The organism is Helicobacter trogontum (genome assembly GCF_000765905.2).
Lineage (GTDB): Bacteria > Campylobacterota > Campylobacteria > Campylobacterales > Helicobacteraceae > Helicobacter_A > Helicobacter_A trogontum.
In genome coordinates, this window is the sequence record NZ_JRPL02000002.1 from 170,140 (window position 1) to 186,415 (window position 16,276).

The 16,276-nt window shown below is 35.5% G+C and carries 16 protein-coding genes; 3 read left to right on the forward strand and 13 right to left on the reverse strand.

All coding sequences use genetic code 11. The annotated features are described in order from the left end of the window. Nucleotides 1-47: 47 nt before the first annotated feature. The 3 genes from LS81_RS01765 to glmM are packed head-to-tail and all read right to left on the reverse strand — an operon-like array spanning nt 48 to nt 2,526. A complete protein-coding gene (locus LS81_RS01765) occupies nt 48-707 on the reverse strand; it encodes a hypothetical protein (protein ID WP_034346338.1) in 660 nt (219 codons plus the stop codon). 18 nt (nt 708-725) lie between these two features. Continuing rightward, nucleotides 726-1,178 carry a hypothetical protein gene (locus LS81_RS01770; protein WP_034346335.1) on the reverse strand — a complete coding sequence of 151 codons (453 nt, stop codon included), beginning with the start codon at nt 1,176-1,178 and terminating at the stop codon, nt 726-728. A 13-nt stretch (nt 1,179-1,191) separates the two neighbouring features. After that, complete coding sequence (glmM, locus tag LS81_RS01775; RefSeq protein ID WP_034346332.1) at nt 1,192-2,526, reverse strand: phosphoglucosamine mutase; 1,335 nt, start codon at nt 2,524-2,526, stop codon at nt 1,192-1,194. 110 nt (nt 2,527-2,636) lie between these two features. Here glmM and rpsT point away from each other — a divergent pair, with 110 nt between their 5' ends. Genes rpsT through LS81_RS01790 form a run of 3 tightly spaced genes read left to right on the forward strand, consistent with a single transcriptional unit; the run spans nt 2,637 to nt 3,835 of the window. Further along, nucleotides 2,637-2,909 (forward strand): 30S ribosomal protein S20, encoded by a 273-nt coding sequence (rpsT, locus tag LS81_RS01780; RefSeq protein WP_005217510.1) that lies wholly within the window; start codon nt 2,637-2,639, stop codon nt 2,907-2,909. 25 nt (nt 2,910-2,934) lie between these two features. Beyond that, a complete protein-coding gene (locus LS81_RS01785) occupies nt 2,935-3,369 on the forward strand; it encodes a class I SAM-dependent methyltransferase (RefSeq protein WP_034346327.1) in 435 nt (144 codons plus the stop codon). Next, nucleotides 3,338-3,835, forward strand: a complete 498-nt coding sequence (locus tag LS81_RS01790) for a hypothetical protein (protein ID WP_081955920.1) — start codon at nt 3,338-3,340, stop codon at nt 3,833-3,835. Before LS81_RS01785 ends, LS81_RS01790 begins: the two co-directional genes overlap by 32 nt. Before the next feature lie 157 nt (nt 3,836-3,992). Here the strand turns inward: LS81_RS01790 and LS81_RS01795 are convergent, their stop codons facing one another. From LS81_RS01795 to rsmA, 10 genes are all read right to left on the reverse strand, one after another. After that, nucleotides 3,993-5,354, reverse strand: a complete 1,362-nt coding sequence (locus LS81_RS01795) for a TIGR00366 family protein (RefSeq protein ID WP_034346324.1) — start codon at nt 5,352-5,354, stop codon at nt 3,993-3,995. Nucleotides 5,355-5,364: 10 nt separating this feature from the next. After that, a complete protein-coding gene (locus tag LS81_RS01800) occupies nt 5,365-6,648 on the reverse strand; it encodes a GntP family permease (protein WP_104696451.1) in 1,284 nt (427 codons plus the stop codon). A gap of 13 nt (nt 6,649-6,661) precedes the next feature. Continuing rightward, the gene (locus tag LS81_RS01805) at nt 6,662-7,426 is read right to left on the reverse strand and encodes a 3-hydroxybutyrate dehydrogenase (RefSeq protein WP_034346318.1); all 765 of its coding nucleotides are present in this window, start codon (nt 7,424-7,426) and stop codon (nt 6,662-6,664) included. Between the two features lie 10 nt (nt 7,427-7,436). Further along, the gene (locus tag LS81_RS01810; RefSeq protein WP_004084482.1) at nt 7,437-8,072 is read right to left on the reverse strand and encodes a 3-oxoacid CoA-transferase subunit B; all 636 of its coding nucleotides are present in this window, start codon (nt 8,070-8,072) and stop codon (nt 7,437-7,439) included. Then, entirely contained in the window at nt 8,072-8,764 is a 693-nt protein-coding gene (locus LS81_RS01815) for a CoA transferase subunit A (RefSeq protein WP_004084480.1), read from the reverse strand. Before LS81_RS01815 ends, LS81_RS01810 begins: the two co-directional genes overlap by 1 nt. 15 nt (nt 8,765-8,779) lie before the next feature. Further along, nucleotides 8,780-9,958, reverse strand: coding sequence for a thiolase family protein (locus LS81_RS01820; RefSeq protein WP_034346316.1), 1,179 nt, complete (start codon nt 9,956-9,958; stop codon nt 8,780-8,782). Between the two features lie 183 nt (nt 9,959-10,141). Then, on the reverse strand, nt 10,142-11,131 hold the full coding sequence (locus tag LS81_RS01825) for an HlyD family secretion protein (RefSeq protein ID WP_034347177.1): 990 nt from the start codon (nt 11,129-11,131) through the stop codon (nt 10,142-10,144). A 29-nt stretch (nt 11,132-11,160) separates the two neighbouring features. Continuing rightward, the gene (locus LS81_RS01830; protein ID WP_034346313.1) at nt 11,161-12,681 is read right to left on the reverse strand and encodes a TolC family protein; all 1,521 of its coding nucleotides are present in this window, start codon (nt 12,679-12,681) and stop codon (nt 11,161-11,163) included. Between the two features lie 327 nt (nt 12,682-13,008). Then, entirely contained in the window at nt 13,009-15,249 is a 2,241-nt protein-coding gene (locus LS81_RS01835; protein WP_034346312.1) for a ribonuclease J, read from the reverse strand. Next, on the reverse strand, nt 15,249-16,238 hold the full coding sequence (rsmA, locus tag LS81_RS01840) for a 16S rRNA (adenine(1518)-N(6)/adenine(1519)-N(6))-dimethyltransferase RsmA (RefSeq protein WP_052096538.1): 990 nt from the start codon (nt 16,236-16,238) through the stop codon (nt 15,249-15,251). Before rsmA ends, LS81_RS01835 begins: the two co-directional genes overlap by 1 nt. Between the last annotated feature and the right edge of the window lie 38 nt (nt 16,239-16,276).

The window sequence follows — 16,276 nt, forward strand, 5'->3', positions numbered from 1 at the left end:
TTATGACTAGGCTTTGATATTTAATTGATATTGTGTGTAAATTTTTATCATTGCAGTTTGATAAGTTTGGCATTATGTAGCATTGTAGACACACTTGCATGATGTGCTGGTGGCGCTATACCTGTGTTTATGTCAGCATATTCAATTTTTCGTTGTGCCCCACCAATTATGGCGGCAAGATTTGCACGATTATAATGCTCAAAATGATTGGCAATATAGATATTTTCCCAAGATTTTATATATTGTGGACGATGGGTGATTTTAAAATGTCCTACGCAATCAAGCGTTATAAGATTCTCCAAATGCACTGCATCAGAATCTAGGCAACAACGCACGATATTTTTTGCACCCCAACTATGTGCTATCACAGAGACGCAGTATCCTGCCTTATTTAGGTTTGGTATAAAATCAAGCAAAAAAGCATAGCAATTAAAACTCATGTAAAGTATGCTGAAATGCTTAGTATCATTTATGTATTGTCTTTTCTGGGATATAAGGCTTTCAGAGAATGCTCTCCATACTACTTTGTAATAAGTATCACAGAATCCACCAATAAAAATCAATACATCTTTTGTATGATAAAGCTCTATAGCATGTTGTATAGATTCTATATCATAATGTGTGATATTCCCGCCATATGTGTGATATGGCATATGTGTATATTGCATGAGAAATTGCGGCATGACAACAAGTGGTGTTTTAAGCATGAGTTCCCTTATATTGTTTTAATAATTGATAATAGAATGTAGTTTATCATCAATTATAATATATTGATTGCTCTTATAAAGATTTAGATTGCCTACAAGATTGCCTTTTTCATGCAATGTGATTTCTAATCTATCTTTATTGTGCCAAGTATATTTTATAATAGTTTGTTCATTTGTATATTCGTAATTCTCATTGGGTAAAGTTTGCAGTAGATATTCCATTTTTGTAAGCTCTAGCCACGTAGCATATGCACTCTCAAGCTCATTAGATTCTATTATATAACGATTAAACCTTATATCATTTATGTCGCATATGTAAATACAAATACCATTTTTACACTGCTCCATTGTGCAAACCAAATTATTGGAGTATGTTGCAAGGTTGTTGTTTTTTGTGGTGGCTAGTGCGTGGGCCACCAATATAAACATGGAAAAAAAGATACAAAAAGTGATCAGTAAAAACCTAGACATCAATACTGCCTTTTTAACATAGAGTTTTTAGGAAAATATCCTGTAATTGCGTATTATAAGTTTCAAGTTTTGCTTCATCATCACCTTCAAGTAAAATGCGAATCTTATTTTCTGTGCCAGAATAGCGGACTAAATGACGGATTTGATGAGATTCTATATCTTTTAAAATCTCCTTTAATCCTTGTATGGAATCTAAAGGTAATTTTTGTTTTATTTGTAGATTACTTTGCTTTTGTGGTGCAAGATCAAATGGATTAAGTGCTTCTTTGCTTGTCTTTCTGCTTTCTAATACAAGGGCTGCCACTTGCAGGGCTGAGACTAGGCCATCACCTGTTTTTGCAAAATCGGAAAAAATGATGTGTCCACTTTGCTCCCCACCAAAGTTAAAACCATGCGTAAGCATTGCTTGTAGTACATATTTATCACCGACATTACAACGCTCTAGCTTAATATCATGTTGTTTCAAAAAATTTTCTAATGCAATGTTACTCATAAGCGTTGCCACAACGCCATTATTAAGTAATAGCTTGTTTTTCTTTTGGTATAGTGCTAGTGCACCAATGAGTTTATCTCCATCAACGAGATTCCCTTCATTATCAACCACTATTAATCTGTCTGCATCACCATCAAGCCCAAAACCAATGTCTGCACGAAGCCTTTTTACTTCACTAGCCAATATGTTTGGATACATTGCACCACAATTTTCATTGATATTTGAACCATTTGGAGAGTCGCTTAGGACGATTACGTCTGCACCAAGTTCTTCAAATACGCTTGGAGCGACTTTATAGGCTGCACCATTTGCACAATCTAGCACAATTCTTACACCTTGCAAGGTTAAATGTTTGGGAAAAGAGTTTTTAATATGCACAATATAGCGACCTATTACATCATCAATTCTTCTACTTGAACCAATTTCAGTACCGATTTTATAATGTTCTTCTAAATTTTTACTGTGATATAAAGATTCAATTTCTGATTCTTTGACTTCATCAAGTTTAAAACCATGTGTATCAAAGAATTTAATACCATTGTCATAATAGGGGTTATGACTGGCACTAATCATAATACCTGCATCACAACGCATATCTTCAGTCAGAAATGCAATAGCAGGTGTTGGCATAGGACCTACTTGTATTACATCCATACCAACAGCAGTAAGCCCAGATACAAGTGCATTTTCAACCATATAACCACTTCGTCTTGTATCCTTGCCAACAAGGATTCTGTTTCCAACAGAATCCTTTTGGAAATATAACCCAGCGGCAATACCAAGTCGCAATGCAACCATAGCGGTAATATCCACACCAGCTTTACCCCTTACGCCATCTGTGCCAAAAATCTTCATAACTGCCTTCCTTACAAACAATAATAAATCACAAAATTTTAACATACTTTAAAGATTTTATGTTAAAATTAAGGTTTTTAATTTTTTGTTATTTTATCTAAAGGAAAAACATGGCAAATCATAAATCTGCAGAAAAACGCATTCGTCAAACAGAGAAGAGGACAGAACGCAATAGATATTATCGCACAAGACTTAAAAATATTACAAAGGCAGTACGTGAAGCTGTAGCGAGCAAAGATCTTGATAAGGCAAACGAAGCGTTTAAAATCGCAAATAAAGAGATTCATAAGTTTGTAAGTAAAGGTATTTTAAAGAAGAATACTGCAGCACGAAAAGTGAGCCGACTAAATAGTGCGGTAAAAAAGCTTAGTCAAGCAGCGTAAAGCGTATTTATTAGGGGAAAAGAATATGGATAACAAAATGAGTAGTGTCGAGATGATGGCAACCTATAATGCAGAGTGGTATGGCGATCAAGGAAATGAGAGTTACAAATCTGCAAAAGCAACACTTGATTGTATTGCAGAGTTGTTGCCGAACTTAAGCGATGGTGTAACGAGTGTCATTGATGTTGGTTGTGGTGTTGGCACATGGCTAAGGACATGGCAGGAAAAATATGACAATATTAGCATTTGTGGTATTGATGGCAATAGTGTGGAGAGCGAACGCTTTTTCATTCCATACAGATTTTTTCATAGAATAGATTTGACTGCAGATTCTAATGCGATAGTAAGCGAGGTTTTAAAGCATTGTAAAAATGCAGATATTAAAACTAATACGCAAAATAAAAATGACACAAATAGCGATACGCTTGATGAGACAATGGGGGGGGGGCAAACCCTTTAGTATCGCGCAATCCTTAGAGGTTGCCGAGCATTTATATGCAGAATATGCAGAAAATTTTGTTCGTACTCTAACTTCCCTATCCGATATTATTCTTTTTTCCGCGGCAATTCCCCATCAAGGTGGCACACATCATGTCAATGAGCAACCACCAGCCTATTGGGCAGACATCTTTAAAAAGTATGACTATGTATGTTTCGATATTGTGCGTCCAAAGGTGTGGGAAAATACAAAAATTGCACATTGGTATAGACAAAACATAATGTTGTATGTTCATAAGGGTAAAGCAGAAATCTTTGAGGCATTAGGCTATAAAATCACGCCAAAGCCGATGCACTTGGTCCATCCTTTCATTTATGGATATATGAGCGATTGTCAGCTAGAGATCGAGAGATTAAATAAGAAGTTAAATAAAACATTTTTTAGACGATTAAATAGGTTGTCTAAAAAACTAAGAGGAAAATTATAATTCACAATTAACAGATAAGATTGATTTCTCTATGGATATATTTTCAAGCGTATTACTCACCATATTTGTTTCCACACCAGAGACTCTAGCCAAAAAATAGTCTCCAAAAGTTTTAAAGCATATTGCCTACAAGACAATACAACATATTCGACTAAATCTAAGTCAAAAAGAAAAATCCGCAACTAATAACTACGCCTGTGAATAAAAGGGTTATCACACAATATCCCATAATGTCTTTTGCACCAAGTCCGGCAATAGCTAAAGCAGGTAATGCCCAAAAAGGTTGAATCATATTTGTCCAAGCATCTCCCCATGCAATAGCCATAGCAACGACTTCAGGTTTAACGCCTAAAGTTGCTCCAGCACTGAGCATAATAGGAGCTTGAACTGCCCATTGTCCTCCACCACTTGGGACAAAGATATTGACAATTCCAGCACTTAAGAAGCTAAGGAAAGCAAAATTATCAGCATTTGCAATGTTGGTAAAACTAACAGAGAGTAGTGTTACAAGAGATTCTCCACCATTTAAAGAGCCATTCATCATACCCATAATTCCTGCATAAAAAGGGAATTGCAAAATGATTCCAGCAGCACTTCTTGCGGCTTTATTGATGGCTTTGATATAAGAAATAGGGGTTTTATGGAGTAAAATTCCTAAGAATAAAAAAATGAGATTAATGATATTTAAATTAAGATTCCCACCATTATAAAAATACATAATAATATAAGTAAAACCAAAACAAGCAATTAAAGCGGTGATAATAAAGCTTTGCTCTAAAGAGGAGGCGATAGTATGTTCTCCTTTGTGAGAGATTATTTCTTTTTCCTTATCTTCTTCTAAAAGTTTTTTATCAATGGCAATAGTGTTTTTTTCATCGGGATGTATGAGGCTTAAGAGTAGGGGCAAAAAGATAATAATTACAGCGGTAATAATGAGATTATAACTTGAAAATATTGTGAGTGAAGTAGGGATAGCCTCTGTTAATAGCCCTTGTGTTGTTTTACTTAAAGAATCTCCACCACTTGCTAAGGTTAAGGGTATAGAACCACTTAATCCTCCATGCCAGATAACAAAACCAGAATAGGCACTTGCGATTAAAAGCCTATAATCAATACCTTTGACATTTTTAGCAATTTCTTTAGCAAAAATAGCAGAGATGACAAGTCCAAATCCCCAATTAATCCAATTAGCAATAAGACTTAAAAAGCAAACAAGCATAATGCTTGTAACTTTTGATTGTGGAATCCGACTAATTTTTGTAAGCATATTTTTGATAATAGAGGCACTTGCTAGAGCTTGCCCTAGCACTAAAACTAGAGCCATTTGCATAGAAAACCCAAGCAAATTCCAAGTACCACTTCCCCAATGATTAATCATTCTTAAAGGGCTTTGTCCGGTTGCAAAAATGCCTAACAAAAAGACGATAAAAGAAAGTAAAATAACTAAAACAAAAGAATCAGGCAAACATTTTGAGGCTAAAACAACGCAGCCTTGTGTAAATTTTCTTAAGATAATCATAAAAAATCCTTTAGTAAATTCCAAAAGTAGCTAGAATAATCCCTACAATTAAAGCAATAATAGGGATAATCACAGCAACGACACAAATGTCTAAATAGCTTTGCTTATGGCTAAGACCTGTGATAGCTAGTAAGGTTAAGACTGCACCATTATGAGGAAGTGCGTCAAGACCTCCAGAGGAGATTGAAGCAATCCTGTGAAAAAGCTCTAAAGGGATGGATTGATTAAGGGCTATTTCTTTGTATTTATCCGCTAGAGCTTCTAAGGCTATCCCCATCCCTCCTGATGCAGAACCAGTAGCACCGGCTAAGAGATTAACAGCAATAGCCTCTGAGATAAGGGGGCTTCCTTTTATACTTAGCAGCAAGTCAATTAAACTTTGAAATCCCGGGACGCTTTTTACTACCGAACCAAACCCTACCGCTGCACTTGTATTGATAATAGCAATTACAGAACCACTTGCTCCCTCATTAATAGCTAGAATAAATCTTTTAAATTGTGTGATATTAAGGATTAAAATTAAAAGGATTCCGCAAAGTAGGGCGTTGATGATATTAAATTTAAAAGCATTGAGTAACAGCACCACACAAAATAAAGGAGCTAAAGAGAGCAAAAAATTAGGATTTTTGCTAGGAATTTGCTCTTTTTGCATTTCTTTTGGCTCTTTATAATCTTCCCCTTTATCCCTCAAGATATTTTCTCTGTATTTTAAATATAAATATCCGCCTATAAACATAATTAAACCCGTTACTATTCCTGTAATGGGTGCTGCCATTGCTGTGGTATGGAAGTATTTTATTGGAATGAGATTTTGTATTTGGGGGCTTCCTGGGAGTGCTGCCATAGTGAAAGTAAAAGCACCTAAGGCTATGGTAGGAGGTATGAGTCTTCTTGAAATATTTGCAGCCTTAAAAAGCTCTAAAGCTAGAGGATATACTGCAAAAACAACGACAAATAAACTTACTCCCCCATAGGTTAAAACTGCTGCAGAGAGGATAACTCCTAAAATAGCTCTTTTTTGTCCAAGGGCTTTTCCTAAGCTTAGAGAAACAGAGGTTGCCATATTTGTAACTTGCATAAGTTTTCCAAAAATAGCTCCAAGCATAAAGACAGGAAACCAAGATTTAGCAAATCCTACAAAGCCACTCATATAGACATTAGTATAAGTATCAAATAAATCCAATCCACCACCTAAGGCTACGATTCCAGCTGCTATGGGGGCTATCCAAATAATAGACCAACCAAGATAGGCTAAAATCATCAAAACAACTAATCCTAATATGATTCCTAGCATTTCTATCCCTTTTTCATTGTGCGGTATATCCACCATCAATAACCATATTAGCACCGGTTATGTGTTTGGCTTCATTGGAGCTTAAGAATAATGCTAAAGCTGCAATATCCTTAACATCTATAAGTTGCTTCTGCGGTATTAATGGATAAAGAACTTCGTCTAAAACATTTTCTACGCTCACTCCCCTTGTATTAGCCAAATCTTGCATTTGTCCTCTTACCAAAGGGGTATCAATATAGCCAGGACAAATGGCGTTTGCAGTGATATTATGAGTTGCACACTCTAGGGCAGTAACCTTTGTAAGCCCTATAATGCCATGTTTTGCACTATTGTAGGCAACTTTTCCGGCAAATCCTATGATTCCATTGATTGAAGACATATTAATAATGCGTCCAAAATTTTGCTCTTTCATAATCGGTAAAACATATTTTGTACTAAGAAATGCACCAACCAACATGATATTTAGCATTTGCACAAATTTTTCTGTTGGAAAATCTTCTATTTTGGCAACATATTGCAATCCTGCATTATTAATAAAAACATCAATTCTTCCAAAATGATTCTTTGCAGTTTCAATTAAATGTTTAATCTCTCCTTCTTTGCTGACATCGCAAGGAACACCCAAGCACCGATTTGCATCAAATTTACTCGTGCAATCTTGCAATGCCTTTGTGTTAATATCAGAGAAAATAACCTTGTAACCATTTTGCAAAAAAGATTCCCCGACATTAAAGCCTATCCCACTTGCAGAACCAGTGATAACAACTACTTTTTCCATATCCTTCCTTTCACTTCAAACATATCTCAAAATTAGCTTCAGTTTTGTCTTTAACTTCTTCTAAACTTACACCTTCCATTAATTCAATAAGCTTCATACTCCCATTTTTAAACTCAAATACGCCAAGTTCTGTAATAAGTTTATTGACTACATTTTTACCAGTTAAGGGCAGCGTACATGCTTTTTTAAGCTTACTTTCGCCATATTTATTTGTATGCTCCATAACAACAACGATGCTTTTTGCCCCGCTGACTAAATCCATAGCCCCACCCATACCTTTTACCAATTTACCCGGTATCATGTAGTTTGCTAAATCTCCATTTTGAGATACTTCCATAGCACCTAGAATTGCTAAGTCAATATGCCCTCCGCGTATCATGGCAAAACTCTCTGCACTATCAAAGAAGCTAGCCCCTTTTACTGCTGTAACAGTCTCTTTTCCCGCATTAATCAAATCTGCACAAACTTCATCTATCGTAGGATATGCTCCAATACCCAAAAGCCCATTTTCTGATTGTAAAAAAACTTCTAATTCCATTTTTTCTATCTCATCAGCAATAAGTGTGGGGATACCTATGCCAAGGTTAATATACATACCATCTTTAACTTCTTTTGCCGCTCTTTTTACAATGATTTCTTTTGACATTATGAATCCTTTCTTGTAATAACTTTTTCTATTCTTTTTTCAAAATTATTTCCCTTATAAACAAAATCTACATAAATACCGCTTAAATGTATGCTATCTGGATTAATCTCATCGACTACTTCTTCTACTTCTGCTATTGTAGTTTTACCCGCCATAGCACATAAGGGATTAAAATTTCTAGCGGTTTTATTAAAGATTAGATTCCCATATTTATCCGCCTTTTGTGCTTTTACTAAGGCAAAATCCCCCGTGATAGCATGTTCTAATATATAGGTTTTACCATTAAAATCTTTATGCTCTTTATTTTCTGCTACCAAAGTGCCAACACCTGTTGGGGTATAGAATGCGGCAATACCCGCTCCACCTGCCCTAAGCTGTTCTGCTAAAGTGCCTTGCGGGGTGAGTATCACTTCTAGCTCACCACTTATAAATTGCTTTTCAAAAGTTTTATTCTCACCAACATAAGAAGCAATAATAGTTTTAATCTGTCTATCATGCAGTAATATACCTAAACCAAAATCATCAACACCGCAATTATTACTCACAACGACAAGATTTTTTATCCCTAACTCTTTTATCTTTGCAATGCTATATTCTGGTATGCCACATAATCCAAAACCACCGACTAAAAGTGTATCGCCATCTTTAAGCTGCTTAAATGCTATATCTAGATTATCAATTATTTTATTCATTACATTCTCCCATATCTATATTATCTCAACCACACATGCAATGCCCTGTCCACCGCCGATACATAGGGTAGCTAATCCTAAATTCTTCTTATTTGCTCTTAACGCATAAATAAGGCTAATTAAGATTCTAGCCCCACTCGCACCTATTGGATGCCCTAATGCGATTGCACCACCATTAATATTTACTTTATTTATATCCGCGCTTAACTCTTTCGTTGTTGCTAGGCTTTGTGCTGCAAAGGCTTCATTTGCTTCAATAATATCCATATCATTGATAGTAAGTTTTTGTTGTTGCAGGACTTTTTTAGCCGCAAAAGCCGCACCTATACCCATAATTGTAGAATCTACACCTATACTTGCAAAGCCTTTTATATTCGCTAATATAGGCAGATTTGACTCTTTTGCCCTCTCTTTTTCGCATAATACAAGCATAGCCCCAGCATCATTAATACCTGATGAATTACCCGCTGTAACGCTACCATTTTTATCAAATGCGGGTTTTAACTTTGACAAAGATTCTATATTACAATCTTTTCGCACAAATTCATCTTCACTAAAGATTATCTCTTTTTTTCTATCATACACATTTAAGGGCAGAATCTCATCTTTAAATCTTCCCTCACTGATAGCCTTAGCTGCCCTTAATTGCGATTGCAGAGCATATTCATCTTGCTCCTGCCTTGAGATATTATATTTCTTAGCTAAGTTTTCCGCAGTAATCCCCATGTGATAGTCGTTAATAGCGCACCAAAGCCCATCTTTTATCATGCTATCACTTGTTTGCTGATGCCCCATTCTATAACCATTTCTTACATTTTCTAATAAAAATGGCGATAAAGACATGTTCTCAACACCACCGCTAAGAATCATATTTGAATATCCAAGCTTTATGGAATCATATCCCAGCTGGATAGCCTTTAATCCAGACCCACAAACCATATTGACAACAAAAGCGGTTTTATCAAGTGGAATGCCACTATTTAAAAGCACCTGCCTTGCTAGATTCTGCCCTTGTGCGCTTTGTAATACATTGCCTAAAATCAGCTCATCTATATGGCTATGCTCTATGTTTAAATCTTTAATCAAAGCCCTGCAAAGTGTAGTCGCCATATTCTTTGCAGAAGTGTTTTTAAGTGTGCCTAAAAATGAACCAATAGCAGTCCTTTTAGCTGCCACTACCACAATTTCTCGCATATTTTTCCTTTAAATACTAATCTGTTTCTACAATAAAAAAATAAAGTTAATAACATTTGCGTTTTAAAAAAAGTAATCCATAGAATATATTTCATTTTTTCCATAATGTTACATTTTTTTGATCGATGATTTTAATATTGCCTATAAGATTGTTCTATCCACTATTTTCATTCAAATTGTTATTTATTTGCCATCAACAAGCACACTCATACCCACACGTAAGCCTTCTATTTTTTGTGTTGGACGTGCTTCTATTTCAAATGTTTTCATATCATAATTTTGTGTGCTAGCCGTAGCTTTCCATGTAGCAAAATCACCCATTGCGGCAATATAGGTAACGCGAAATTCCACTTCCTGATTTAATGCAGGTATAAAGCCCTTAAATGTGTTACCTTTCTGAAATCGCTGCAAATGATTCTCATCAACACTTAAACGCAACCACGAATCATTTAAATCAAGCAACATAACAACAGGAAAACCACTAGGGGCAAGTTCTCCACTATGTACCAAAATATTACTTACCTCGCCGTTGGCTGGTGCAAAAGCTTCAATGTCTTTTACATAAGCCTCTACTTCTTGAACTTGTCCTAATGCAGCTTTTTCTTTCTCTAATGCTGCTTTTTTTGCCTCATTTCGTGTACCACTTAAGGCAAGTTTATATTGCTGGTATGCTGTATTCTCATTATACTTTGCACTTTGATAGGCGGCAAATGCTTCATCTCGTCTTTGCAAACTCATTACGCCTTCATCATATAGCTGCTGTATTCTTTTATAAGTTTTTTCTGCTAGTTTTGCTTGTACGTTTGCAGCTTGCCACACGTCTTTCGCAGATTCTATAGTTTCATTACGTGTCCCACTGCGTGCCTCTTCATTTAATGCTTTAGCTGCTTCATATCCCGCTTGTGCTTGTGTGAGTTTTGCTTCAAGTTCGGGACTTTTGATGGTAAAGACTACATCCCCTTTTTTTACCATGTCGCCTTTACGCACTAAAATCTCATCAATACGCCCTGCAAGTTTTGAGCTTACGCTGTATTCTTTTGCACTTATTTGTCCTTGAAAAATTTGTTTTTTAGGGAGATATGCACGATAAAAAGTGCCAACAAGCCATATTATAATAAGTGCAGATGCAACAACAATAAATACAATAGAAGCCAATTTTTTCTTATCTTTCATAATTTCTTGCAGCATGTTCTCTCCCTATTTTATTTTTGCTTTGCAAAGAATGTATCAAGATCACCACTTAGGGCTTGTAACTTTGCAAAAGCAACGATGATTTTATAAGCTACACTTTTTTGCTCAACCATAACAGAATCGAGCGTATTCCTTGCATCTACAACCAAATCACTTGTTACAAGCCCTTGTGAAAATGCCCTCTCTTTTAATCGTAAATTTTCTTTTGCAAGAGCAATACTTGAGTTAAGAGCTTCATAATTTTCTTTGTAGAGTTCAATCTGTTTGTAGGTTGTTTTGACAAGCAATTCCATTTTTTGCACTGCTTCTATCTCAAGTGCACTTGCTTGCATTTGCATGATTTTTGCTCCCTGATACTTTTGCAGTCTTCCTTGTGGGCTAAGTAGTGTCCATTTTGCCGCGACTCCTGCATACCAATTTGGCATCATTTGCTCCATTTTTGATCTATTATCAGTTACTATAAAGGATGCAAAAGCACCGATTTTTGGTGTAAATTGACCAAGCTCTAATCGTTTTGTGTAATCTGCCATCGTGATTTTATTATGTGCAATTTGTAGGGCAGGATAAGTTTTTAGCGTTGCTTCTATGTAATACTTGAGTGATTTTAACTCCATATTTGGATTGACGACTAAACCTGAAGTTGGATTGGACTCTGTTATTTGTAAAATGCTATCAAGTGTAAAATTTGCTATATCAAGTGCATTTTCTGCATTTTTTCTTTGGTTTTTAGCTTTATCATAGGCTACTTGTGCGCCAAGTAATTCAATATCTGCAATCTGTCCTAGTTTGTGAAGTTTTTTTGAATTTTCATAGTGTTTTAATGCACTTTCCTCTGTAGATTGTAATACGCCAAGTGTCTCTCTTGCAAGGACAACACTATAATAAATCGTTACAAGCTCTTCAAAAGTTGCCAATTCTTTAAGTCTTAAGGCTTGATAGGAATCTCTTAAGGCAATTTTAGCAAGTTTATTACCATAATACCTAGCTCCTCCCGTGTAGAGCGGATATAGTATATTCAATGCGCCAATGACAACATCTTGCTCTAAAAGTGTAATAGGCGTACCATAGAGTTGCAAGAGTGAGACCAATTGCCCTCCTATTTGTCCTATTTGACCGCTTTGTCCTGCTAGATTTTGTGCATCTTGTAATGCCTGATTATATTGTGTTCTATCATGGATTAGATCGATTTGAACCTTATTTCCAAGATGAAGGTATAAGGCGTTTAGATCGATTTGTGGTAAATATGATAGTTTTGCTGCCAGATTTAGCTTTTCCATATTTTGTGTATTTAGATATTGTGCTTTTATACCTTGATTACTGTGCAACACACTTTGCCATGCCTCATAAATGCTCACTTGATTGCTCGTATTTTTTATATTTTTGGAATCTGCTTGTTGTGCAGCTATATAACTGGATTGTATGGAGGATTTTCTTGTGTGTGTATCATTTTTGAGTGGGGTTTTATTAGCATAGCATATAGATGATAGTACAAGAATTAGCAATACACCCACGACATATTTGCAATTACTCATTTCTAAACCCTCACAATAACACACATATAAATATATAATGCTGATTATAGTCAATCTTCAACAATAAAGGATTTATATACTCATTTTTGCTGTTATAAATATAATATTTATTGTCCAAAATACTTATATTGAATGGAATTTACATATTACAAATTGCAAGTGTTTGCTATCTGATAAAATGGCAGATAACAAAATTTTAGTATAGAATCTCGTATTTGAGATTCCCTTTGATAGGCTCAGTTTTATTTAACTAAATAGGAAGCCTCTTTATTTAGTAGATCACCTGCATGCAATAAATAGGCTCACATAAGACTAAATCTACTAGGGTTAGAGATTATTGCTATTTTCATTGAGCATAGATTCTAGTGGTGCATTTACCACGTTGTTTTCTTGATGTGGGGCATTTTGTGCCATTTTTTGTCGCACTTCACCATCTATTAAAACATTGACTAAAATCGCTGGATATTTTTTAAATCGTTTGAAAAGCAATTTTCGCAATACACTAAATAAATCATTTTCTAGGCTTTTTGCATCCTTAAAAATGGTTGGCTTTGCATTGCCAAAGTGCATATGAATATTATCCATAATAAATTTTGCTAGTTCCACCTCTTCTTTTTGTCCTAAGATTCCAAATACATTGATTCTGTGTTCTAGAATCTTTTTTCTTTGCATATCCATACGTAGGGTTAAAATAAAGATTCCATCATTTGCAAGTAGGTTTCGCTCATTTATTACATCATTATCAATGTGTCTATTTGCTTGATTATCTACACAACTCTTACCTGTTCGTACAGATTTTACCTTACGCATATAATTTGGATTGACTTCAATTTGGTCGCCATCTTCCATAAGATAGATATTTTTTTCTAGCACACCACAAGCAATGGCTGTTTGTTTATGTTTTGCGATATGGTTATACTCACCATGCACAGGCAAGAAAAACTTAGGTTTAATTAAACGTAACATAAGCTTTTGTTCCTCCTGTGCAGCATGTCCACTCACATGGATTTCACTAAAGTCTTGATAGGCAACTTTTGCTCCAGCTTTCATAATGAGATTAATGACTGCTGATACACTACCCTCGTTACCTGGGATTGCTTTTGCAGATAAAATCACCATATCTGTGGGTTTAATTTTAATATGTCTGTGCTCATCAGTTGCCATACGATACAAGGCACTCATTGTTTCGCCTTGACTCCCAGTTGTTACAATAAGCACCTCTTCATCAGGATATTGTAATACCTCATGTGCTTCAATAAATACATTATTTGGTAAATCAATATAGCCCAATTCTCTTGCAATATCAAGATTTTTCTCCATTGATCGTCCAATGACGGCAACCTTACGATTATATTTTAGCCCATATGAAATGGCTTGATATACTCTATGGATATTTGAACTAAACGTGCTCATAATAACCCTTCCAGTTGCATTTTTAAAGAGGTTATCAAAAGTTGGTCCTACACTTGCCTCACTTGGGGTTACGCCACTTTTATGAGAATTTGTAGAATCACTTAGAAGCAGCATAACGCCCTCTTCACCATAGTGTGCTAATCTGTGCAAATCTGTAGGCAAATTATCAATAGGTGTGTGATCGATTTTAAAATCACCAGTATGCATAATGACACCCGCTTCTGTGCGAATGGCTAATGCAGAGCTATCAATAATGCTATGCGTGATATGAATCCACTCGATCTCAAAATCCCCAATACGCACAGGACTTCTTTTCTCTACAATGTGAAATAGTGATTTATATTGCTTTAAGCCATGTTCTTCAAATTTATTGCCAACAAGTCCTAATGCTAATGGTGTGCCATAAAGTGGAAATTGAAATTGTTTGTAAAAATATGGGACTGCACCAATATGATCTTCATGTGCATGTGTAATCACAACTGCTGCAATTTTATTCTTAATACTTTGGATATAGTGAAAATCTGGGATCAAGATATCAACTCCTGGCATACTATCATCAGGAAAACTCATACCAATATCAATAATAATTGCACTTTTTTCAGTTTCAATCACTGTCATATTACCGCCAATCTCCCCAAGTCCACCAAGTGGAGTGATGCGAACTTTTGCATTTGTGTTGAGGTTAAGTTTGTGGTGAGGGTTTAAGGAACCTTTTTGAATCTTTGTATTTACCTCAACTCCCTTTTTTAAATCTTTATGAAATGAAAGATTCCCTTTTTCAGTTGGTGCTTTGATTTTACGCGTACCATCTTCATGCTTTTCATCTTCATGTCTTTCTTTTCTTTGACGTGCCGCATGTTTATTTTCACCAACCCACTTTCTATTTTCTATTGCATTTGCATCTTTTGTATATTCGCTTTTAAATTGTGGTTTGAAATTACGCTTTTTATGCTCATTTGCAGAACGCGTATTGAAATCTTCTGTTGTTTGCATTGGGTTTTTATTGGAGCGTGGTTTTCGCGTATGTATATTATGCTTTTCGCTTTTTTGTGTATCTGTATGCGGCAACTTTACGCGTTTTTTTTGTTGATTATTTGTTATATGCTCCTGTTGTCCCTCACTACTATTTTGTGTATATTCTTGTGTATCATTCATTATTTATCCTTTTTTATAGCATTACATATACGCAACATGTCGCAATATGTCTGTAAGCCTATTTCATGTGCTCTTACATCATTATCTAATTGCACTGCTTGAAAAATCTGGGTAAGCATTGCCTTATTTTCAATCTTGTCCCATTGCATAAGGTTTGTAAAAAGCTTCTTACGCGGTGCAAGAAATGCAAAATGCAATAAAGTTTCTAAGTCTTGTGTATAACAACACTCACCACGTTTAAAACAAAATACAGCTGATTCTACTTTTGGTGGTGGGTTAAATGCTTCTTTTGGTACAGAAAAAAGATAGGACACATCGCCAAAAGATTGTGCTAAGATGCTGAGACTGCAATATGCACTCTCCTTTTGTTTTGCACAAAATTTCTGTGCCACCTCTTTTTGTGTCATCACAAGAAATCCCTTACAATGCGTGTCTTTTAAGGCTTTCAGTATAATTGCAGTTGCAATATAATAAGGGAGATTTGAAACCAAAAAATAATCACTATTAAGCAAGTACCCATCACTATGCTGCACTTTAAGTGCATCGGCTTGCACGAGCTGTAATCGCTTTGTTTCTATCTCTGTATGATAGTTTTTTTGTGCCTGTGCAATTAAAGCATAATCGATCTCATACGCCAAAAGGCTATACTTGCTCAAAAGTCTTTTGGTTAAATCGCCCAAGCCAATCCCTACTTCAATTAACTGCACATTGTTATCAATTTGTTTTACAATGTCAGAGGGAATGGATTGGAAGATTCTATCAAGTATTACAGAATCATGCAAAAAGTGCTGCCCCAAACTTTTCTTGTGATGAAATTGTGGTTCATTGTTTTGCATTTTGATATGTTTTTTTGCTGCATGCTTTCGTGTTTGTTGTAGTTGAGTGTTTGTGCCTAATTCTTGCTTATGGTGCATGGACTTTGCATTGAACCCTAAAGCATGAGGTAGGGCAAAAGATTTTGTAATGTAAGATTTTGGAGTATCTTGCATTAATGTCTCCCATTTATTGCGTTTTACTTATGTCAATC